This window comes from Chlorogloeopsis sp. ULAP01, from assembly GCF_030381805.1.
GTDB lineage: Bacteria > Cyanobacteriota > Cyanobacteriia > Cyanobacteriales > Nostocaceae > Chlorogloeopsis.
In genome coordinates this window covers 170,852-192,531 of record NZ_JAUDRH010000003.1, presented here as the reverse complement: position 1 = coordinate 192,531, position 21,680 = coordinate 170,852, and the positions used below count along the sequence as shown (strand labels likewise).

Annotated in this window: 21 protein-coding genes; 7 read left to right on the top strand and 14 right to left on the bottom strand. The window is 42.4% G+C overall.

Annotated features, from left to right (window positions below; all coding sequences use genetic code 11):
- Positions 1-64: 64 nt before the first annotated feature.
- The 4 genes from QUB80_RS07135 to aroC form a co-directional block, all read right to left on the bottom strand.
- Entirely contained in the window at positions 65-1,708 is a 1,644-nt protein-coding gene (locus QUB80_RS07135; protein ID WP_289788812.1) for a B12-binding domain-containing radical SAM protein, read from the bottom strand.
- Between the two features lie 70 nt (positions 1,709-1,778).
- Positions 1,779-2,033 carry a SemiSWEET transporter gene (locus QUB80_RS07130; protein WP_289788811.1) on the bottom strand — a complete coding sequence of 85 codons (255 nt, stop codon included), beginning with the start codon at positions 2,031-2,033 and terminating at the stop codon, positions 1,779-1,781.
- Positions 2,034-2,072: 39 nt separating this feature from the next.
- Complete coding sequence (locus tag QUB80_RS07125) at positions 2,073-2,948, bottom strand: DUF4037 domain-containing protein (protein ID WP_289788810.1); 876 nt, start codon at positions 2,946-2,948, stop codon at positions 2,073-2,075.
- 77 nt (positions 2,949-3,025) lie between these two features.
- Positions 3,026-4,114: a chorismate synthase gene (gene aroC, locus QUB80_RS07120; RefSeq protein ID WP_289788809.1), complete on the bottom strand. Its 1,089-nt coding sequence runs from the start codon at positions 4,112-4,114 to the stop codon at positions 3,026-3,028.
- Positions 4,115-4,284: 170 nt separating this feature from the next.
- On the opposite strand from aroC, the gene QUB80_RS07115 reads away from it, so the two are divergent.
- Positions 4,285-5,262 (top strand): 2-hydroxyacid dehydrogenase, encoded by a 978-nt coding sequence (locus QUB80_RS07115; RefSeq protein ID WP_289788808.1) that lies wholly within the window; start codon positions 4,285-4,287, stop codon positions 5,260-5,262.
- A gap of 151 nt (positions 5,263-5,413) precedes the next feature.
- Complete coding sequence (gene srmL / locus QUB80_RS07110) at positions 5,414-6,439, top strand: PheS-related mystery ligase SrmL (protein ID WP_336622312.1); 1,026 nt, start codon at positions 5,414-5,416, stop codon at positions 6,437-6,439.
- A gap of 218 nt (positions 6,440-6,657) precedes the next feature.
- Here the strand turns inward: srmL and glgA are convergent, their stop codons facing one another.
- The 6 genes from glgA to QUB80_RS07080 all read right to left on the bottom strand — a co-directional run bounded on the left by glgA (position 6,658) and on the right by QUB80_RS07080 (position 10,706).
- Positions 6,658-8,136, bottom strand: coding sequence for a glycogen synthase GlgA (glgA, locus tag QUB80_RS07105; protein WP_289788807.1), 1,479 nt, complete (start codon positions 8,134-8,136; stop codon positions 6,658-6,660).
- Positions 8,137-8,320: 184 nt separating this feature from the next.
- Complete coding sequence (locus tag QUB80_RS07100) at positions 8,321-8,728, bottom strand: hypothetical protein (protein WP_289788806.1); 408 nt, start codon at positions 8,726-8,728, stop codon at positions 8,321-8,323.
- Positions 8,729-8,796: 68 nt separating this feature from the next.
- On the bottom strand, positions 8,797-9,171 hold the full coding sequence (locus QUB80_RS07095; RefSeq protein WP_289788805.1) for a DUF5615 family PIN-like protein: 375 nt from the start codon (positions 9,169-9,171) through the stop codon (positions 8,797-8,799).
- Positions 9,155-9,397, bottom strand: coding sequence for a DUF433 domain-containing protein (locus tag QUB80_RS07090; RefSeq protein ID WP_289788804.1), 243 nt, complete (start codon positions 9,395-9,397; stop codon positions 9,155-9,157). The genes QUB80_RS07095 and QUB80_RS07090 overlap by 17 nt, the downstream gene beginning before the upstream one ends.
- Before the next feature lie 154 nt (positions 9,398-9,551).
- Positions 9,552-10,229 carry a class I SAM-dependent methyltransferase gene (locus QUB80_RS07085; protein WP_289788803.1) on the bottom strand — a complete coding sequence of 226 codons (678 nt, stop codon included), beginning with the start codon at positions 10,227-10,229 and terminating at the stop codon, positions 9,552-9,554.
- Between the two features lie 114 nt (positions 10,230-10,343).
- Positions 10,344-10,706 (bottom strand): Spx/MgsR family RNA polymerase-binding regulatory protein, encoded by a 363-nt coding sequence (locus QUB80_RS07080; protein WP_289788802.1) that lies wholly within the window; start codon positions 10,704-10,706, stop codon positions 10,344-10,346.
- 155 nt (positions 10,707-10,861) lie between these two features.
- On the opposite strand from QUB80_RS07080, the gene QUB80_RS07075 reads away from it, so the two are divergent.
- Positions 10,862-11,056, top strand: a complete 195-nt coding sequence (locus QUB80_RS07075; protein ID WP_289788801.1) for a hypothetical protein — start codon at positions 10,862-10,864, stop codon at positions 11,054-11,056.
- Positions 11,057-11,157: 101 nt separating this feature from the next.
- Complete coding sequence (locus tag QUB80_RS07070; RefSeq protein WP_289788800.1) at positions 11,158-12,657, top strand: polysaccharide deacetylase family protein; 1,500 nt, start codon at positions 11,158-11,160, stop codon at positions 12,655-12,657.
- Between the two features lie 258 nt (positions 12,658-12,915).
- Here QUB80_RS07070 and QUB80_RS07065 read toward each other — a convergent pair whose 3' ends face one another.
- From QUB80_RS07065 to QUB80_RS07055, 3 genes are all read right to left on the bottom strand, one after another.
- On the bottom strand, positions 12,916-13,737 hold the full coding sequence (locus QUB80_RS07065) for an alpha/beta fold hydrolase (protein ID WP_289788799.1): 822 nt from the start codon (positions 13,735-13,737) through the stop codon (positions 12,916-12,918).
- Positions 13,738-14,074: 337 nt separating this feature from the next.
- Positions 14,075-15,187 carry an S-(hydroxymethyl)glutathione dehydrogenase/class III alcohol dehydrogenase gene (locus QUB80_RS07060; RefSeq protein WP_289788798.1) on the bottom strand — a complete coding sequence of 371 codons (1,113 nt, stop codon included), beginning with the start codon at positions 15,185-15,187 and terminating at the stop codon, positions 14,075-14,077.
- A 224-nt stretch (positions 15,188-15,411) separates the two neighbouring features.
- Positions 15,412-15,567, bottom strand: coding sequence for a hypothetical protein (locus QUB80_RS07055; protein WP_289788797.1), 156 nt, complete (start codon positions 15,565-15,567; stop codon positions 15,412-15,414).
- A 105-nt stretch (positions 15,568-15,672) separates the two neighbouring features.
- On the opposite strand from QUB80_RS07055, the gene QUB80_RS07050 reads away from it, so the two are divergent.
- The 3 genes from QUB80_RS07050 (at position 15,673) to QUB80_RS07040 (ending at position 20,653) form a co-directional block, all read left to right on the top strand.
- A complete protein-coding gene (locus QUB80_RS07050; protein WP_289788796.1) occupies positions 15,673-16,956 on the top strand; it encodes a valine--pyruvate transaminase in 1,284 nt (427 codons plus the stop codon).
- A 43-nt stretch (positions 16,957-16,999) separates the two neighbouring features.
- A complete protein-coding gene (rimM, locus tag QUB80_RS07045; protein ID WP_289788795.1) occupies positions 17,000-17,686 on the top strand; it encodes a ribosome maturation factor RimM in 687 nt (228 codons plus the stop codon).
- A gap of 585 nt (positions 17,687-18,271) precedes the next feature.
- The gene (locus QUB80_RS07040) at positions 18,272-20,653 is read left to right on the top strand and encodes a phosphoketolase family protein (protein WP_289788794.1); all 2,382 of its coding nucleotides are present in this window, start codon (positions 18,272-18,274) and stop codon (positions 20,651-20,653) included.
- Between the two features lie 88 nt (positions 20,654-20,741).
- On the opposite strand, the gene QUB80_RS07035 is transcribed toward QUB80_RS07040, so the two are convergent.
- Positions 20,742-21,422 carry a Uma2 family endonuclease gene (locus QUB80_RS07035; protein ID WP_276747380.1) on the bottom strand — a complete coding sequence of 227 codons (681 nt, stop codon included), beginning with the start codon at positions 21,420-21,422 and terminating at the stop codon, positions 20,742-20,744.
- Positions 21,423-21,680 lie beyond the last annotated feature (258 nt).

Below are 21,680 nucleotides of genomic sequence, written 5' to 3'. Positions count from 1 at the left end.
CTATTTTAAATTTTAGATTGTAACTGTTAATAGCTAATGCTAATTGTATTCTTACTATTTACTATTAACATTGAGCCATTAACTTTTCAGATGATTTGTTAAATTGACTTGTAGCATCAGCCAAGTGCTTTAGTAGTGTAGACTGTGGTAAAGGCCCTTGCAAATGACTCCAAGGTAAGACTTGATCGGTTGACCAGTTAGTATGAACGTAAAAATCCAAACTGGGAAGTTTTCCTTTTAGTTCTTTAAAAGCACGTTTATAGCTACCTAAAGAATCACCAAAGTTACGGGTAAGTTCTAAAAGTTGTGATAGTCGGCGATCGCCTCGTGATAACAAAGCCTGAATGATTGACCAATTATAACTTTCTGGACGAAAATCTATCCCTTGTGGCTTTAACTGTTTCTGTAAAAACTGCAACCGTTTCTCTGCTTGGCGATTTACTCCCAACCACTGAAAAGGCGTGTGTGATTTAGGAACAAAAGTACTGCAACCTAGTGTTAACCGCAAACCGGGAGCAGCTTTTTTAATATCGCGCATCATCGCTACAGTCGCATCTAAATCCTCTGGTTGTTCGCCAGGAATTCCTACCATGCCGTAGAGTTTTAAATTAGTTAATCCTCCAGCTTTAGCATTCACGGCAGCTTGGATAATTTCATCGTTATCCAGCTTTTTATTGATAATTTGTCGTATTCTTGAAGAACCACTTTCTACAGCAATTGTTAAGGATTTTGTATCTCGTTTCGCTAAAGTTTGCGCCAATTGTACTGTCACAGTATTAGTTCGCACTGAAGCAATACTCAAACGCACGTCATCAAACTTGGGCTGGCTGATGTGATTCAATAATTCCTCAAACTCAGGATGTTGAGTAACTGAAGCACCTAATAATCCGATCCGATTTGTGACTGTTAAACCTCTTGTAATTGCTGGGATTAAAGAACCTTCTAAACTAGCAGTTCTAAAAGGTAAAGTGAGATAACTTGCCAGACAGAAGCGACACATTTCTGGACAACTTCTCACCACTTCTACCATATAAATATTTTCCCAAGCTGCTTTTTCGGTTACTACCGTTGATGCTGATAAAGTGTTGCCTCGGTAGGTTTGTTTTTGTACTACAGCTGGAATTTCTGGGGAAATCGGTTGAAATGATTTAATCGCACCATCTACATCGTGATACTCAACTTCATACAAACTAGGAACATAAATACCCGGTACTTGTGCAAGTGCATTAAGTTGAGTTTGCCTATCTGCATTTCTAACTGCTTGATAAGCATCAATAAAATTATCTAGGAGATTTTCACCATCCCCCAGTAAGATGACATCAAAAAAATCTGCGAAGGGTTCAGGGTTGGCAGTCAAAACGGGGCCACCACCAAAAACTATGGGATGATTAGTATCACGCAAAGCTGCCCGAATGGGAATTTCTAAAGATTCTAATAGGTTCAATATATTCACATAATCCAATTCCCAGGACATCGAAAAGCCTAATAATTCTGGATTTATTGGCAGTGGTTCGTGAATATCAGTGAACAAGCGACTCACCTGCACATCTGAACGCATAGCTAAAGTAGCCCACACTACTTGATAGCCAAGGCTTGTAATGCCCACACTATACTCGTTGGGAAAGGCAAAAATAGTGGCGATCGCATCGGTGTTGGGAGTGGCAGGAGTGAATAAAAGGCGTTCAGCAGTAAATACAGAAGATGTCACAGATGAAAAATAGGGGTTAGGGATTAGGGCTAGGGACTAAGGATAGAAAGTAATCTCGTCTCTAGTTTTTTTATCTATATTTAATTTTAAGGTATAAAATTATGAGATTAAAAATTAAAGTTATAAGATTCGCTAGTATAATTGCTAAATCCTGACGAAAAATACCATAGACTAACCATAAAAAAACACCACTGATAAAAGTAATCAGCATCGTGTATGAAACATCTTTTGCCGATTTAGATTGCCAGGTTTTAATCATTTGTGGTAAAAAAGCACTTGTAGTTATAGTTGCAGCAGTTAATCCTAAAATAGTGAGAAATTCCATAGAGTAGATGCCGGGCATTTAGCTAAATACATCCACTTATTATACCCATGCCAACTGTTTTGATTCTGTAATTATTGTCTCGCTTATTAACCATGCATCGAGTTCATCAATGAGTACGATCGCTTGGTCAAGAATGTTTTGCTGTTCGCAAATAGATAGGATTAATTTAGTAATATTATCTTCAATATTCTTCGGTAATTTATTGCAAAATTTTTTAGCAAACTTAATCAGTCTTTTTTCACCGGGATGAGGTAAATAATTAACAGCAAAAATGATATCAAAATAACTAGCTATCAAAGCAGAAATACGGTGATTGATGCTGATTAAATCGTTACGTTTAGTTGCTGATTCTATTTGATGTGTGTAGGCAGAAAGATTGTTGCGTAAAATTGGATAATTTTTGGCAATAATTGCTCTTCTTAACTCTTCAGGATAAGGTTGGGTAGCTCTAACACGTAACTGTCTAAACCAACCATCTTTATCATACAATGGTTGTGAATGTAAAATATTCCACCAAAAACAAGTTGAGTAACCAACAGAAGCTTGGTGTTTGACCAGTACAGCATCTATTTGTTGTTCAATCCAATTCGGTGTGCGATACATAACATCAACACTCCACCCGGAATGTTTATCTACCCATTCGTCACCGGGTTCCCAAAATTGATTGTTAATTTCAATGCGATCGCTGAATTTTTTAGCTATGCTCTCACGAATATTTACCGAAATTTCTTCTTGCACATATACATAAAAATCTAAGTCAGAGAAATCATCGGCAATAGCACTTATTTGAGAACCTGCTAAAGCCACAGCTACAACTTGCGGTAGTTGGCTAAATTCAACGGCGATACTTTCAGCTAAAGAGGAAATTTTTTGAAAGTCAACAGATTTTTGAGGACTTATGTCATTATCAAACATAGACACCGAATTGCATCCAGTATGGGCAGCAAATCCTACCGTAGCAAATAAGCATCACTGTCTGCTGTCCAAGATCCCTACAACACCTGGCACTGCCCGTGATGTCTTAACAAATGATCGCATAGCACCAACGCCACCATCGCCTCAACCATTGGGACTGCACGCGGTAGTACACAAGGATCGTGACGTCCTTTGCCTGCTAAAACAGTCTCTTCACCTTCATTAGTTACTGTCTTCTGCTCTTTTCTAATTGTTGCCGTGGGTTTAAATGCTACACGAATCAGGATATTTTCACCGTTGGAGATTCCGCCTTGAATACCTCCAGAACGGTTGGTGCGAGTACGAATTTCATCATTTTCATCAATATAAAATTCGTCGTTATGCTCAAACCCGCTTAATAGAGTGCCAGCAAAACCAGAACCGATTTCAAAACCTTTACTAGCGGGCAAAGACATTACACCTTTGGCGATATCGGCTTCCAATTTATCAAAAACTGGTTCGCCCAAGCCTTTCGGTACATTCCGCGCTACGCATTCAACCACACCACCAATAGAATTGCCTTCCCGCCGGATTTGCTCGATTAATTCAATCATTTTTTCAGCGCATTCAGCATCAGGGCAGCGAACAATATTGCTTTCAACTTGTTCTAAAGTCACGCTATCAGGATCGATAACGCCTTCTAAATCTTTAATGCGCTTGACGTAACCGATAATTTCTACACCCGCAACTTGCCGGAGAATTTTTTTAGCGATCGCTCCTGCTGCTACTCTGCCTATTGTCTCCCGCGCCGACGATCTACCGCCACCTTGCCAGTTACGGATGCCATACTTAGCATCGTAAGTTGCATCTGCATGGGAAGGGCGATACTTAAACGCCATCTCATCATAATCTTGGGAGCGAGTATCTTTATTCTTGACTAAAATTGCGATCGGTGTTCCCAGCGTTTTCCCCTCAAATATTCCAGAGAGAATTTCGCATTTGTCTTCTTCTTTGCGAGGTGTTGTAATTTTACTTTGTCCCGGACGCCTTCTATCGAGTTCGACTTGAATTTCCTCAGCCGAAATTTCTAGTCGGGGAGGACAACCATCAATTACAACTCCCACACCACCGCCGTGGGATTCGCCAAAAGTAGTGACGCGAAAAAGATGCCCAAATGTGTTGCCCATGATGTTGAGGAGATATCGTCTAATATATATTACTTGAAGTTCTGTTCTCCCTAAGTCTCCTTTTTGTTTGGGTGTAGAAGTATTAGTATCTTTTGCTTATCCTTCACTCTCTAAAAATTATTTCCCCTACACCCTTACCCCCTTAAACCCTTACACCCCTATTCAAAACTATGCCCCAAGCCAAAGTCTTTATTACCCGCCGTCTCCCTACTGAATTACAGCAATTACAAGAAATTGCGGATGTAGAAGTTTGGATGGAACGCCAACCGCCTCCCTACGAGGTTTTGCTGGCAAAGACAAAGGAAATAGACGGTTTGTTGTGTTTGCTGACAGATCAAATTGATCGGCAACTGATAGAAACCGCAACTTCTATTAAGGTTATCAGTCAAATGGCAGTGGGATACGACAATATTGATATTTTATCTGTTACAGCGCGGCGTATCCCAATCGGTCACACTCCTGGTGTATTAACAGATGCAACAGCCGATTTAACTTGGGCGTTACTAATGGCAGCTGCACGACGAGTGGTAGAGGCAGATCGGTTTACGCGTGGGGGAGAATGGCGAACATGGGAACCAGATTTGTTACTGGGGCCTAATGTCACAGGTGCTACTCTGGGGATTGTTGGTTTTGGGCGAATTGGACAGGCAGTAGCTCGTCGTGCTAAGGGTTTTGAAATGCGAATTATTTATACCAGCAAGCACAGATGGGAGCCAGAGCTAGAAGAATCTTTGGGTGTGGAATTTGCTAGTCTTGAACGTTTGTTACAGGAATGTGATTTTGTGACAATTCATACACCTTTAACAGCAGAAACACACCATCTGTTTAATAAACCGCAATTTGCGCTGATGAAGCAATCTGCAATTTTAATTAATACAGCACGGGGAACAATTGTAGAGCCAAATGCCTTATATCAAGCTTTATCTAATGGTCAAATTGCAGGTGCCGCTATTGATGTTACAGAACCAGAACCTATTCCCACCGATAGTCCTTTACTGAGTCTTGATAACTTAATTATTACTCCTCATATCGGTAGCGCCAGTCGTCAGACGCGGAAAAAAATGGCAGATATGGCGATTGAGAATTTAATTGCTGGGTTAAAGGGAGAGCGGTTGCCTTATTGTGTTAACCCGGAAGTTTACCAGTAAAATTCAACAATTTTTGTAGGGTGGGGAAATTTTTCTAAGTAATGCCGTTATGCAAGCTCAGATGTTACACTAATATTACAATTTATTCAGAGAGGCAAAAAATGAACCAACGGGACTTCTCAAGCCTGACTTAACAAACCCAGCTAATGGCATTCACGCTATTAATCTTGTCGTCTACAAAATTGCCGAGGCTCTGTACAAGTCTGGATATCCAGAACCAATAATTTGGCATTCTTCGCCCATCACTACAGTTGCTAACAATTTCGACAAACTTTATTTCCCTTCAGACAGTTTGTCACGTTCCCCGAAATACACTCGCTACCTCAGCGACGATAGGTTACTTAGAACTCACACCACTGTAATCATGCCAGAGTTACTTCCCAAGCTTAGGGGAGAACAACTCATCCTCCACCCCGGCATTTGCTATCGTCGGGATGTGGTGGATAAACGCCATGTGGGCGAACCCCACCAAATGGATGTTTGGCTGATTAATGAACATCAGCATCTAGGTAGAGAAGCTTTAATTCCATTCATCGAAACGATGATTTATGCTGTTCTTCCAGGTATATCCTACCGCCTCAACGAAACTTCGCATCCCTACACCCGCAATGGGTTAGAAATTGAAGTGTTAGTTGATGGCAAATGGATTGAAATCGGAGAATGCGGGGAAGCTCATCCTCATTTGTTGCGATCGCCTCAGAGCGGATTAGCGTCTGGTTGGGGACTAGATCGTCTGGTGATGTTAGTCAAAGGGATAGATGATATTCGCTTGCTGCGAAGTAGCCATCCCCGCATTGCCGAGCAGATGAAAAATTTGGAATCTTACCACCAAGTTTCCAATCAACCTAGCATTAGTCGAGATATGTCAATTGTGACTGAGTTAGATACGGAATTGGAAGATATCTGCGAACAAATAGTAGAGGTATTGGGTGACGACGCCGAACTTTTGGAGTCAGTAGATATACTGGGTGAAACGCACTATCAACAACTTCCACCCCAGGCTATTCAACGCTTGGGTATCCAAGCCAATCAAAAGAATCTGTTGGTGCGGATGACTCTCAGGAGTCTACATAAATCAATTTCCAACCAAAAAGCTAATTTGCTTAGAGATTTGGTTTATCAAAAGATTCATCAGGAAGGTGCTGTAAATCTCTATAACAGCAATTTAATTGGGTAAAATTGATAACTTGCACTAATAGCAAATACTGCTTAAGAATGAATTCTTTTGCTCATAGCTGAAGTCCTCTTCATTAGGACTAGATTTTAAGTCCACTTGAGTGGACTTAAGCTATTAGCCAAGAAATTTATTTCTTGGCGAGCTAGGGTGCTAATTGATAGAGCGATCGCCATCTTAATGAGAAGCGATTGCTCTATCAAAACTAGATGTTCCCACCCTTACCAGTGGTGTCGTATCCAATCGTAAATTTCTACGTATTCTTCTCCTGGATTATTCCATGAGTAATCATATTCCATACCTTGAACAGCTAGTTTCTGGAACTCATCCGGATAGTAGTGCCACAAACCAATCGCTCTATCCATAGCTGATTCAATGGCATAATAATCAGTATCGTAGAATACGTAACCATTACGCTTTTCTGGGGGGACATTCTCGTCGTAGTCGCGATCAAACACCGTATTTACTAGCCCACCCACACCCCGGACAATCGGTACAGTACCATACTTCAAACCAATCATCTGGGTTAACCCACAAGGCTCGTAGTTACTTGGAACCACAATCATATCTGCCCCTGCATAAATCAGGTGGGATAGTTCTTCGTTGAAGCCAAGTTCTAAATGTACATCGGGGTTATCGTTCAAAAAGCGTTTTTCGTGCTGGAAGTGAGCATTGATACCAGGTTCTGTGGCAGAACCCAACAATACAAATTGCGCTCCCCGATCTAGCGCGTAATAAATTGCGTGGTGAACAAGATGAACGCCTTTTTGATTATCTAAACGACCGATGTAAGCAACAATTGGTTTATCAACATCGCGTAACAGCAGTCTTTCTCTTAAAGCTTTTTTATTTTTGGCTTTATCTTCAAAGGTTTCTTTGTTGTATTTACAAGGAATATAGCGATCAATTTCGGGATTCCAAAAATCATAATCTATACCGTTGAGAACCCCACTGAACCTATCTTGATGTAAATGTAAGGTATGACCTAAACCACAACCAACATCCGTGTAGCGAGCTTCCCAAGCGTGGTTGGGTGAAACTGTGGTGATGGCGTTGGAGTAAGCTATACCCCCTTTCATTAAGTTCAAAGCAAAGGGGTTGAAGTTGTCACGCAGCTTATCATATTGGAAATAATAAGCTTCTTGGTTTAAACCTGTTGCCCGCAGAGCATCAGCACCAGCTATTCCCTGATGTTTAAAGTTGTGAATGGTGTAGCAAACTCGTTGATACTCCATGCCGTGATACTTATAAATTTCAAATAGCAGGGGTGGTATTAAACCAGTCTGCCAGTCATGGCAATGGATAACATCAGGACGCTTATTACTTCTGAGCAAAAATTCCAAAGCCGCTTTGCTAAAGAAGGCAAAGCGCATATTGTCATCATCACAACCATAATAGCAACCCCGATTAAAGAAATTATCCTGAGAATGGGGTTCAATGAAGAAACAGACTCGTCCATGTACCCAACCACAGTACACAGAACAGTGAATTGCAGCACCATACCAGGGTACCCACAAGTTCATGTAGGCATCATGAAGCCCCCAAATATGGTCGTAGCGCATACAATCATACTTTGGCAGAATAATCTCGACGCAATGCCCCCGCGTCTCTAACTCACGACTCAGCCCGTAAACGACATCCCCTAAACCCCCAGCTTTAATCACAGGAGCGCATTCCGAGGCAATCTGTACAATGTACATCCCTACTCCTCGCTTAACAAAACTTTATTTTTATATTCTCATTCATTATATGAAAGATGTACTCATTGACAAGCGACTAGTGGGGTGATATTAAAGTTTACTGCTGGGTAAAAACTTAATAACTTACGAGTATTTTATGCTATTGCGATCGCTTGAAGGGAAAAGTGCTATCGCTAATCATCATTTACCGTGCAAGCAATTTTGATACTTCTGAATGCATAGAGGCAATATCAGGATCGCGTTGGATTGCCTGATAGTAACGTATTTGCTGGGTAGTTCCTTCCTCTGAAGGTTGGAGCAACATTCGTGCTTCTGCCAATAGCTGATTGGCTTGGTTGATCGTCACGGGTTCTTTCGCATCGAAAAACTCATCAACTCGAACAATAAATTGAGAAATGGGATGCAACCAATCAAACCATTCATGCCCAACGACTAGTTGAAAAAATTCCCCTTTGGATTTAATGCGTCCGTAAAATTGTTCGTAACCAACACGTTCAGACTCTAGCAAAGCTTTGTGAAGACTGAGTAGCGCTTGTCGTACTTGCCGTAGTTGTTGGAGTGTGGCATCTAAAGATGGATTGTGAGAAGACATCAGGCAATCATTTAGGGTAGACACTTTTCCCATCTTGTCATAATAGGAGGCAGATGGCAGAAGGCACTTTAAACATCAGGCAACAACGGTAAGCGACGAATACGAATTCGGCTTGGCTCGATTGTCACAGCTGCCCCTTGCTGTAGTTCTTCCTCACATTCATCAATCACTTTCAGCAGCAACTCAGTCAATGCTGGAGCGCGTAACCTTTCAATACGAATACGAATAACCGAGGGAAAAGTTGCTTCATCAAGAGCTAACAATGTATGAAAGTCTGCATCGAGTGTCACTACAACACGCCCTTCCTCTCTTGCCATTTGAATAATCTCTGTATCTTCGGCTTCAGATAGCCCAATCTCACCTACATGAATTGTGTCAATTCCTAAATCACGTAGTAGTATTGCCGTGGAGCGTGGTAATCCCTGATCAAGCAACAGTTTCATAATTTGCAGGTAGTTCGACGATGCGATCGTCTAAGTAAGAGGATGCAAAAATCAGAGCTTGCCGAATGTCTTCATCTTCTATTTCTGGGAACTCTTGGTGTATTTCTTCTCGATTAGGATAAGTAGCAAGTAACTCAATTAGTCGGCGAACAGTGAGACGAAGATTACGAATGCAGGGCTGTCCATTCATACGATTGGGATTGCTGGTGATACGGTCTAATTTCATGAGAGTAACTCCCTTTCCTTGCCAAAGTCATCGTTATTATATAGAAACTTTTTTCTAATATCCCCTTTGAGCAATTAGAGCGACTTTTTCCAGTTAAAATCTCTTTAGGAAGAATATGCACAAACCATACATTACACAAGCGGCGATCGCATAGTTAACCAGCCACTTCTGCGATAAATATCACCGAGGCGGGCTTATGTGTCTTAGGATGAATCGGCTCGCGCATCTCAATCAGCCGAAATCCACTAACAACAAAAAGCTTGATCCAATTTTCTAAAGTTCGGAAATACCATGGTGCCGGATCGGTAAAATCAGAACTAAATCCAGCCCATGAGCCTTGTCGCCAACCCTCCTGGTATGGGGAATCACCACACGCTACTACTGGGTGCAAAGTCTGGACAATAAATGAACCACGGGGTTTCAGTAGCGATGGTACAACTCTAAACAATCCTTCAACTGGTTCCTTCCCAAACAGCGCAAAGTTAGAAACCGCGACATCAACAGAGGCTCTGAGTTTGCCCCCAGCAATCTCCTCATAAGAAGCCACAGAAAAATCGCCACCACCAGCTGCTTGGGCTTTTTCAATCAGGGTGGGAATCACATCTACTCCCATCACGTGGATTCCTTTGGCAGCAAGTTCGCGGGCAAGCCACCCTTCTCCGCAACCAATATCAAGAACAGAGTGGGGCGAGCGACTCAAAATAGCATCAACTATTGCCTGATTAGTGACTAAATTACGGCTCTCAATTTGTTCCTCACGCACTGCGATTGTCCACGGTAACGCGTTCTTGTACCATGATTCCACTATCTTGGCATCGCTGAGTGATTCCATATTTGTCAATTCTTTCACTAGCTAAATAGTAATTATACGTAACTACTATGCTCGTGATGGGTAGATTACTCTTGATTTGTGATGCGATCGCTCTCACCAAATTGTTCTATCAAATTATTCTTTCACGCCTAATTTTTCTCGGATTGCTTCCTCTTTATCTTTGAAGCCAACCATTACTGCCGTACCATCCTTAACGAAAAGGGGACGTTTGAGAAGCATCGCATCTTTAGCAAATGCCTCAATCCACTGTTCATCAGTCCAAGTTTTCTTCTCATCACCCAATGCACGGTAGGATTGTCCGGAGGTGTTTCGTATTGACTGAGAACCCAAAGATTTTACCCAGTTTTGGATTATCTGGCGGCTGGGCGCATTTTCTTTGGTATTAATAAACTCATAATCAATACCGTTGTCTTGTAGCCATTGGAAAGCTTTTTTGCAGGTTCCGCAATTAGGTATTCCGTAAACTTGAATTGTCATAGTATAGGGTATAGGGGACAGGTAAGAGACGCGGGGACACGGAGACAAGGAGTTGAGAGAGTTGAGGTGAGGAATTGATAAGAGTAAATTCTTCCCCATCCTCCCCATCTTCCCTATCTCCCTCATCTGTTCCTCTCCCACTCCTCTTCTGTAACTTGTACACTGTAACCCTTCGGGTTCGCCAGTCGCCTCAACGGGGGGAACCCCCGCACGGCGCTGGACTCACCTGTAACCTATTTTCTGAGAAAATGCGCGATCCAGAAATTAAAATCGATCCGGCTACTCTTCTACTAATTGTGTCTGTTCTACTGCTCGTGCCGCTTTTGATTGCTGGTTTTTTCTTTCAATAATCTTTGTAAGTTGCAAGAGCATAATTAATAATTCTTGCGCTGGTTCTGGACGATCGCACTAATTAAGTCAAAATGAAGGCGATCGCTCACAGGGAATTTTCATGACTGCAACAGCATCATCACCCAACTTACCTGTATTAACGGAATCAAGATCGGGATTACCTAATATTTGTGGTTGGGAAGCAGAAATTCAGTCAGTGGTTCAACAGAATAATCCAGTATTTTTGACTACTACTAATCTGCGTTTGGAAAACATCACGGCGGGATTTGCTTGCGCTCTACATATGCATCAACCCACTATTCCCGCAGGTGCAAACGGTCAACTCATCAGTAATCTCCAGTATATGTTTGAACATCCCTATGATGGGGATAATCACAATGCCGGAACCTTTGCTTGGTGTTACAGCCGCATGGGAGAATTTATTCCCGAATTGATTTCCCAAGGTTGCAATCCTCGAATTATGCTCGACTATTCGGGCAATTTACTGTGGGGATTACGTCAAATGGGAAGGGATGATATTCTCAACAATCTCAAGCGCATCACCTGCGATTCCCAATATCAGCCTTACGTTGAATGGTTGGGAACAATGTGGAGCCATGCAGTTGTTCCTTCTACTCCCATTCCCGACATAAAACTGCATATTCAAGCGTGGCAACATTATTTTGCAGCGATTTTTGGTTACGATGCCCTCAAGCGCGTCAAGGGCTTTTCTCCACCAGAAATGCACCTACCCAATCACCCCGATACCTTATTTGAATATATTAAAGCTTTGAAAGAATGTGGCTATCGTTGGTTAATGGTGCAAGAACATTCTGTTGAACGTCTCGACGGTTCTCCTTTACGCCACGAAGATAAATATCTTCCTAACCGTTTGCTTGCCCGCAATTCTCACGGCGAAACTATTAGCATCACAGCATTAATTAAAACTCAAGGATCGGATACAAAATTAGTGGCGCAGATGCAACCCTATTTTGAGGCAAAGGGTAGGGGAAAGCAGCAAATAGGTAATGTGGCTGTTCCTTCATTAGTTACCCAAATTGCCGATGGGGAAAATGGCGGCGTGATGATGAATGAATATCCCCGCGATTTATTTCGGGTGTATCACGAAATCCGCGATCGCGGTGACAATTATGCAGGTGTGGTGGCGCTGAACGGTACAGAATATTTGGAACTAATTGAAGCATCTGGTGTTAATTCTGAAGATTATCCGACGTGTCAAGCCATTTCTCAACACAAAATTTGGCAACGAGTCGATCCGGATAATGCTACACCAGAAGCTGTAGAAAAAGCGATCGCTGATTTAAAAGCAAGCGACTATCAATTTCATATGGATGGTGCTTCTTGGACAAATCATTTAAGTTGGGTACAAGGCTATGAAAATGTCTTAGATCCGATGAAAAAACTTAGCGTTCTGTTTCACGAAAAATACGACTCATTGGTGCAACAAGATCCTTCAGTAACGCAAAGCCCTGACTACCAAGAAGCTTTGCTATATAACTTATTGTTGCAAACTAGTTGTTTTCGCTACTGGGGACAAGGAACTTGGACTGATTATGCACGAGAATTGTATCAGCGTGGTGAAACGGCGTTAAATCATTAATGGTTAGTAGGGGCGGGTTTCATTGATGATTTTTCGGTTAAAACCGACAATTTCTCTTTTAAACCCGCCCGTACAGTAGTTAGTGGTTAGTAGGAGCGGGTTTTGTTGATAATCTTGCCGTTCAAACAGATAATTTATCTTCTAAACCCGTCCGTACAGTGGTTAGTAGGGGCGGGTTTTGCCGATCATCTTGACTTTCAAACTGTACTGATTATCAAATGCCCACTTCAGCTTGTTAGCGGTACTGGTAAAGCGAGTTTAAGTCTTGAGAAATGCCAGCAGATCGCTGTTAAACTGCTCTCGATAAGTGCTGGACAATCCGTGGTCTGCGCCTGGATAGACTTTCAGAGTCGAACCCTTGACAATCTGCGAGGAAAGTAAAGCTGAGTTAGCGAACGGTACAATTTGGTCGTCGTCGCCATGAATGATTAGCGTTGGCACATCGAACTTCTTAAGATCCTCAGTGAAATCTGTTTCGGAAAACGCCTTGATGCAGTCGAGTGCGCCCTTAAGACCGACCTGCATACTCCAAAGCCAGAACTGCTCCCGCAAACCTTGCGAGACCTTGGCATTCGGCCTGTTGGCACCATAGAATGATTCACTGAGGTCTTTGTAGAATTGGGAGCGGTCGTTAGCGACACCTGCGCGGATGTTATCAAAGACTTCGAGTGGCAGCCCGCCGGGATTAGCTTCGGTCTTTAGCATCAGTGGTGGTACTGCGCCCACTAACACAGCTTTGGCGACGCGATTTGTACCGTGGCGACCAATATAACGAGTGACTTCACCGCCGCCAGTTGAGTGACCGACTAATACCACGTCTTTTAAGTTTATCGTCTCAATCAGTGCCGCAAGGTCGTCTGCATAGGTATCTATGTCATTGCCGTTCCAGGGTTGGCTTGACCGCCCATGTCCGCGACGATCGTGGGCGATCGCGCGATAGCCTTTGCCTGCCAGGAAAACCAGTTGCTCGTCCCAGGCATCAGCATTAAGCGGCCAACCGTGACTAAAAACGACGGGTTGTCCTGCACCCCAATCCTTGTAATAAATCTGCGTGCCGTCTTGAATCGCGATCGTACTCATCCTTTTGTATCCTTGTCATTTCATAGCTGTTCGTAGCTGTGGGGAGTACCTTAAAGTCAAGCCAAATTCTGCGATTAGTCTGTCTATATTATTTAGTGAATGACATCAAATCAAACTGAGATTTTGAGCACCCAGTGCAACATCCTGTAATAATCCCAAGTTGCTAGTTACAAAAATGCCCATTATGAGGTAAAGGCAAAAATAGCCGTTTCTCACATGGATTTTACTCTATTTCTTCATTGCTTCTTACATAACTAGCAAATTGGGTTATTTATTACTATATACTATCCACTAACTGCTACCAGCCTCCACAGAAAATCTCTTTCTTGATACCAACTTAATTAAACGTCACCACACTGCGAATCGATTCACCCTTGTGCATTAAATCAAAAGCATCATTAATCTGCTCAATCGGCATCACATGGGTAATCATATCGTCAATGTTAATCTTGCCTTCCATGTACCAATCAACAATTTTCGGTACATCTGTTCGTCCCCTCGCACCACCAAACGCCGAACCTTTCCAAACGCGCCCAGTGACAAGCTGAAAAGGACGGGTGCTAATTTCCTCGCCTGCTCCAGCAACACCAATAATCACACTCACTCCCCAGCCTTTATGACAGCATTCCAAGGCTTGGCGCATAATTTTGACATTACCAATGCATTCAAAGCTATAGTCAGCACCGCCTTTGGTTAACTCCACTAAATAAGCAACTAAATCGCCTTCAACTTCTTTGGGGTTAACAAAGTGCGTCATGCCAAATTTTTCTGCTAAAGCGCGTTTTTTAGGATTGATATCTACCCCAACAATCATATTTGCTCCTACCATCCGCGCTCCTTGGATGACATTTAAACCAATGCCACCCAACCCGAAAACTACTACATTTGCTCCCGGTTCTACTTTTGCTGTGTTTATGACTGCACCAATACCCGTCGTCACGCCGCAGCCAATGTAACAGACTTTATCAAAAGGTGCATCTGGGCGAATTTTGGCGACGGCAATTTCCGGCAGTACGGTATAGTTTGCAAAAGTAGAAGTTCCCATATAATGAAGAATCTTTTTGCCATCAATAGAAAAGCGACTCGTGCCATCGGGCATGACACCGCGCCCTTGAGTAGCACGGATAGCTTGGCAAAGATTAGTTTTAAAGCTCAGACAATATTCACACTGACGACATTCGGGAGTATACAGGGGAATCACATGATCCCCAGGTTTGACACTGGTGACACCTTGCCCCACCTCAACTACAACACCAGCACCTTCGTGTCCTAAAATTGCTGGAAATAAACCTTCTGGATCTTTGCCAGAAAGAGTGTAAGCGTCTGTATGGCAAACTCCGCTGGCTTTAATTTCAACCATCACCTCCCCAGCTTTTGGCCCTTCTAATTGTACGCTTTCAATAGTCAACGGTTTACCTGGTTCGTAAGCGACTGCTGCTTTAACTTCCACTGTCAAGTCTCCTGTTTAGCTTGCTTAGTCAGCTAATCTGAGTTTATTGCAGGGTATTAATTGTGGACTTGTTTGTAACTTTTTAGCAAACAAAGCTAAAAGTGAAGATGGGAATTAAGGCAGAGGGCAGGAGGAAATTAGGATAAGGGACACAAAGACGCGGAGACACGGGAGTTGAGCTTTTGAGGGTGAAGTTTGAGCTTTTGAGGATGAAAGTTGAGCTTCTAATCTCGAAGTTCCAGTTTTTTAATCTTCCCCTCTGCTCCTCTGCCTTCTGACTTGAAAGTCACCTCACCCCCTGCCCCTCTCCTTGCTAAGGAGAGGGGTGTCCGACAGGATGGGGTGAGGTTTTTCATGCCTGGCGATGAAACTTGTTTCATTGGGACTGCCTTCTGCCCTCTGCCCTCTGCCTTATTGCTAAGTGAAAAGATGGAAATTCTTCTATAATTAATAGACTGTTTGATTGCTCGTATTGTGCATAGCTTATGAATCCTGCCCTGACTAAAATCGGCGCTCAAATGTCTAACTTAACGGGCGTCAGAGCGATTATGAAAGATATTATCGAAACATTACGAGCGGGTGCAGGGCAGCAATTTATTAATTTGAGCGCTGGTAATCCGTTGATATTACCTGAAGTAGAACAGTTATGGCGAGATTGTACAGGAGAGTTACTAGCTAGCTCAGAATACGGTGAAGTCGTTTGTCGCTACGGTTCTAGTCAAGGCTATGCACCATTAATTGAAGCGATCGCCCGTGATTTTAACAGACGCTACGGTTTAAACTTGAGCGATCGCAATATCTTAATTACCCCTGGCAGTCAAAGCCTCTATTTTTATGCTGCCAATGCTTTTGGCGGTTACACTAACAACGGTGAACTCAAACAAATTGTTTTACCTCTCAGCCCAGATTACACTGGCTACGGTGGCGTTTGTTTATTTCCAGAAGCTTTAGTTGCTTACAAACCAACTCTAGATATTGACGCTACAGCCCATAGATTCAAGTATCGTCCTGACTTTAGCCAATTATCGATTACAGAAACTACGGGTTGTGTAATTTTCTCTCGCCCCAGCAATCCTACAGGCAATGTCTTAAGCGATGATGAAGTGAAAAAAATCGCTGCCCTGGCTGCACCTTATGATGTGCCAGTATTAATTGACTCCGCCTACGCGCCTCCTTTCCCAGCATTAAACTTTACCGAAATGATACCTGTGTTTGGTGATAATATTATCCACTGTATGAGTTTATCGAAGGTGGGATTGCCAGGAGAACGCATCGGTATTGCCATTGGTAACGAAAAGCTAATTCACGTGCTGGAGTGCTTTCAAACAAATTTGTGCATTCACCCATCACGCTACGGACAAGCGATCGCTGCCCGTGCTATTGATTCTGGTGCCTTGGTAGAAATTTCCGAAACCGTGATTCGTTCCTTCTATCAAAATAAATTCACGATTTTAGAAAGTACTTTAGATGCAACCATGCCTAAGGATTTACCTTGGTTTTTGCATCGCGGTGAAGGAGCAATTTTTGCTTGGTTGTGGTTGCAAGATTTACCAATAACTGACTGGGAAATTTACCAAGTACTCAAGCAAGTTGGTGTCATTGTTGTACCTGGTAGTACCTTCTTCCCCGGTTTGCAGGATGAGTGGCAGCACAAGCAGCAATGTTTGCGCATTAGCCTCACTGGTACTAATGAGGAAATCGCGACTGCAATGCAGCGTTTGGCAAAGGTGACAGAAGAAGTTTATCAGCGTAAAGCTGTGAGTGTATAGGTTCTGGAGTAAGGCATAAGGCAGATGGAGGAGGCAGAAGGAGATGAATCAACAGATAGGGAGGCAACAGAAGCAGGGAAAGCAAAAAGCTAAGAAGGAAAATAAACAACCCATCTCCCCATCTCCCCATCTCCCCATCTCCCCATCTTCCAAATTAGATGGTTGGTTAGAAATTGGCACTATTGTTGCAGCTCAAGGCTTGCGTGGGGAAGTGCGAGTTTATCCAGACTCTGATTTTCCAGAAAGATTTGAAGTGCCAGGTAAACGTTGGTTATTGCATCCTGAGCAGAATGAACCGCAACCGATAGAATTGCTGTCAGGACGTTACATCGAAGGTAAAAACTTGTACGTCGTTACCTTAGCTGGTGTAGAAAATCGAAATCGAGCAGAAGAATTGCGCGGTTGTAAGTTATTCGTGCTAGCAAGCGATCGCCCGCAATTGGCAGAAGATGAATATCACGTTCTCGATTTAATTGGTTTGCCAGTGTATATGCAGGAAACAGGAGAACTGGTTGGTAAGGTGGTAGATGTTCTGTCTGCTGGCAATGATTTGTTAGAAGTTGAGTTGCATCAGCAAAATGAGGGGGAGAAAAAAAACTCCCATCCAAAATCTAAAATTCAAAAGACTGTTTTGATTCCTTTTGTGAAAGCGATCGCGCCAGTGGTTGATTTAGAAACTGGTCGTATTGAAATTACTCCTCCTGATGGATTATTAGAGATTAATAATTAAATATATGATTTCATGAATTCATAGTGAATTATCTATAGAAAAATTCTTTGCACCATATAATTTCTAAGGAATCAAGGCTACATTACAGCCATTTTTAGATGAATATATTCTTTTAAATTTATTTTGTTAGAGCCTCAATTTTTCTAATAAGTTGGGGATTTGTTCTTTTACTTTTATAAAAACTCTACCCAAAGATATAATTTTGAAATTAAAAGGATTAGAAATACTTACAGATATTATAAAAATTAATGTAATTTTTGACATCTAGCTAAGATTATTGTAGGTAAATATTTAGTCTGCTTACTTTCCATAATGGTTATCAATACACCCCATAAATTTAAATTTCAAAAATAAATATTTAACTATTAGAACTTACGCAAAATTTCTCTAAAACCCTCTTTTCTCCGTGTTTTCTGTGCTCTCTGTGGTTGATTCTTCCGTAACTCATGCGTAAGTCCTGACTATAACAGCCACCAATATCAACTTCTGCTGAATAAGAGAAAAATTTTTCGCAAGTAAGATGATCTTAGATGCCGAAGATAAATAAACTTTCATAAAAATGAATGATTGTCATGGAGTTTGGATATGACTTTAGCAAGCCCTCCCCAAACAAAACCGTTATCAGATGAAGAATTGCGCAAAATGAACGCCTACTGGCGTGCAGCTAACTATTTAACGGTTGGACAAATTTATCTCCTCGACAACCCCCTGCTGAAAGAGCCACTGAAAATAGAACATATCAAACCTAGACTTTTAGGACACTGGGGAACAACTCCAGGACTCAACTTTCTCTACGTTCATCTCAATCGGATTATTAAGAAAGATGATCTGAACATGATTTATATTGCCGGGCCTGGCCATGGCGGCCCTGGTATAGTTGCCAATACATACTTGGAAGGCACATACAGTGAGTACTATCCTAACGTCTCTCAAGACGAAGAAGGCATGAAGCGGCTGTTCAAACAGTTTTCTTTCCCTGGTGGCATTGGCAGCCATTGCACCCCTGAAGTTCCCGGTTCTATCCATGAAGGCGGCGAACTTGGTTATTCTTTATCCCACGCTTATGGCGCTGCCTTTGATAATCCAGACTTAATTGTTGCCTGTGTTGTTGGTGATGGGGAAGCAGAAACAGGTGCTCTAGCTACTAGCTGGCATTCCAACAAGTTTCTTAATCCAGTGCATGATGGTGCAGTTCTTCCCATCCTGCACTTAAATGGGTATAAAATCGCCAACCCCACCGTGTTAGCGCGGATGAGCCGCGAAGAATTGCAAAGTTTGTTTGTTGGTTATGGCTATAAGCCCTATTACGTCGAAGGCTCCGATCCGGAAGCCATGCACCAATTGATGGCGGCAACATTAGATACAATCATCAGGGAAATTAAAGATATTCAAGAAGAAGCCCGCAATCATGGCTTTAGCAAGCGCCCCCAATGGCCGATGATTATAATGAAAAGCCCTAAAGGCTGGACAGGGCCAGAGGAAGTAGACGGGAAAAAAACAGAGGGTTTTTGGCGATCGCACCAAGTTCCCTTCGGCGAGTTAGCAAGTAAGCCAGAACACCTCAAACTATTAGAGGATTGGATGAAAAGTTACAAGCCAGAGGAACTTTTTGATGCACACGGTAAACTCAAACCAGAACTGGCAGAGCTTGCACCCAAAGGACAACGGCGCATGAGTGACAATCCCCACGCCAATGGTGGTATTCTACTGCGCGATCTAAAAATGCCCAACTTTCAAAATTACGCTGTGGATGTTCCCGAATCAGGTAAGGTTGTTGCCGAAGCTACAAAGGTGATGGGAAACTTCCTACGGGATGTATTAAAAATAAATCAAGAAAGCTTTAACTTTCGGATTTTTGGCCCAGACGAAACAAAATCCAATCGCTTGGATGCCGTATTTGAAGTTACAAATCGAACTTGGGTAGCCGAAACTCTCCCTGAAGACGAGAACTTATCTGCCGATGGACGGGTCATGGAAATACTCAGTGAAACTACTTGTCAAGGATGGTTAGAAGGCTACCTCCTTACCGGTCGTCACGGCTTCTTTTCTTGCTACGAAGCATTTATCCACATCGTAGACTCAATGTTTAACCAGCACGCCAAGTGGCTGGATACTTCCCGTGACATTCCCTGGCGCAGACCAATTGCTTCCCTCAATTATCTGCTCACTTCCCACGTTTGGCGGCAAGATCACAACGGCTTCTCTCACCAAGATCCTGGCTTTATTGATATTGTTGTCAATAAAAAAGCAGGCGTGATTAGGGTGTATCTACCCCCCGATGCCAATTGCCTGTTGTCAGTAACCGACCATTGCCTAAGAAGTCGTGACTATGTCAACGTCATCATTGCCGGAAAACAACCTGCTTTACAGTACCTTGGCATGGACGCAGCAATCAAGCACTGTACCAAAGGTATTGGTATTTGGGAATGGGCAAGTAACGATCAAGGTAGCGAACCCGATGTAGTCATGGCTTGTGCTGGCGATATTCCCACTTTGGAAACCTTGGCAGCAGTAGACATTTTGCGGCAGAACTTCCCCGATTTGAAAGTGAGGGTAGTAAACGTAGTCGATCTGATGGTATTGCAACCACCGAGCGAACATCCTCACGGTTTAAGTGATAAAGACTTCGATAGTATTTTCACTACAGATAAGCCAATTATCTTTGCCTTTCATGGCTATCCCTGGTTGATTCATCGTCTTACCTATCGCCGTACTAACCACAATAACTTGCACGTGCGCGGCTACAAAGAGGAGGGAACCACCACCACACCCTTTGATATGGTTGTCAGGAACGACTTAGACCGCTTTAATTTAGCAGATGATGTAATTGATCGAGTACCAAAGTTGGGTTATAAAGCAGCTTATGTGAAGCAGATGCTCCATGATAAGCTTATTGAGCACAAACATTACATCGCCAAGTACGGTGAAGATATACCGGAAATTCGCGACTGGAAGTGGCCCTATTAAATGGCAAAACTAGGACATTAGGAATAAACCTGGCTTTTTGAAAAAGCTGGGTTTATCAAAAATAGGATTTCTAGCACACTGCTTGAGTCTAAATTGTATCCGGGTCAATATTTAACTCCCGCAATTTCGCTGCCAAACGTTGTGCTTTTTGTTCTGCTTGTTGTGCTGTTTCTTCAGGTGTTGCTACTAGTTGACCATCTGGTGTAAAAAAACGCAATAATCCCTGATAAACTCCCAAATATAACCTTAGCTGATGACTCCACAAATATCCTTTTTCCGAAGCTTGCAGAGGTTGATATTCTCCATCTACTAAATGAAATCCTGCAAATTCTAATGTGTATGGGTCGAACCAAAAATAATCTGGCGTGCGGAAAGTATCTTGATAAATTTCTTTTTTTAAACCTTTGTCTGTATTTGCTGTTGAATCGGAAAGAATTTCTAGAATTAGATTGGGGTATTTCCCATCTTCTTCCCAAACCACCCAACTTTTACGGGTTTTACGTTCGGTTCCCAGCACTACAAAAAAGTCTGGCCCTCGGAAATGTTCTGATTTCAGTTGGCGTGGACTATAGTAAATAGTCAGGTTTCCAGCAGCATAGAAATCATTTCTGTCTCGCCACAGCCATTCTAGACATGATAAAAGTAAAATTATTTGTCGTAGATGCAGTTCGCTTTCCAAGGGAGGCTCATCACTATATAAATCACCAGGTGGAAAAATAACATCTTGGCAGATGCCTCCTTGAGAACCTAATTCTTGAGTAATAGTCATAGAATTGTTGCGGCATCAAGTAGTTATGGATTTATTTTAGCGATCGCTAGATACAATCTTAAATAAACTCATTAGCCGCCTCTGGATTTTAAGTACGTTGTTGATTTTGGTATATTGTCTGTCGGTATTTTTATGAAGTTAAAACCTAAGAATATTACAAGAATCTTAAAAGATGCCAATTAAAACCGCTTTTGTTGACTCAGGCTGTCAGGATCGGGTAAGTCAAACTTTATAGTGACTAAAGCCAAATGAATTATC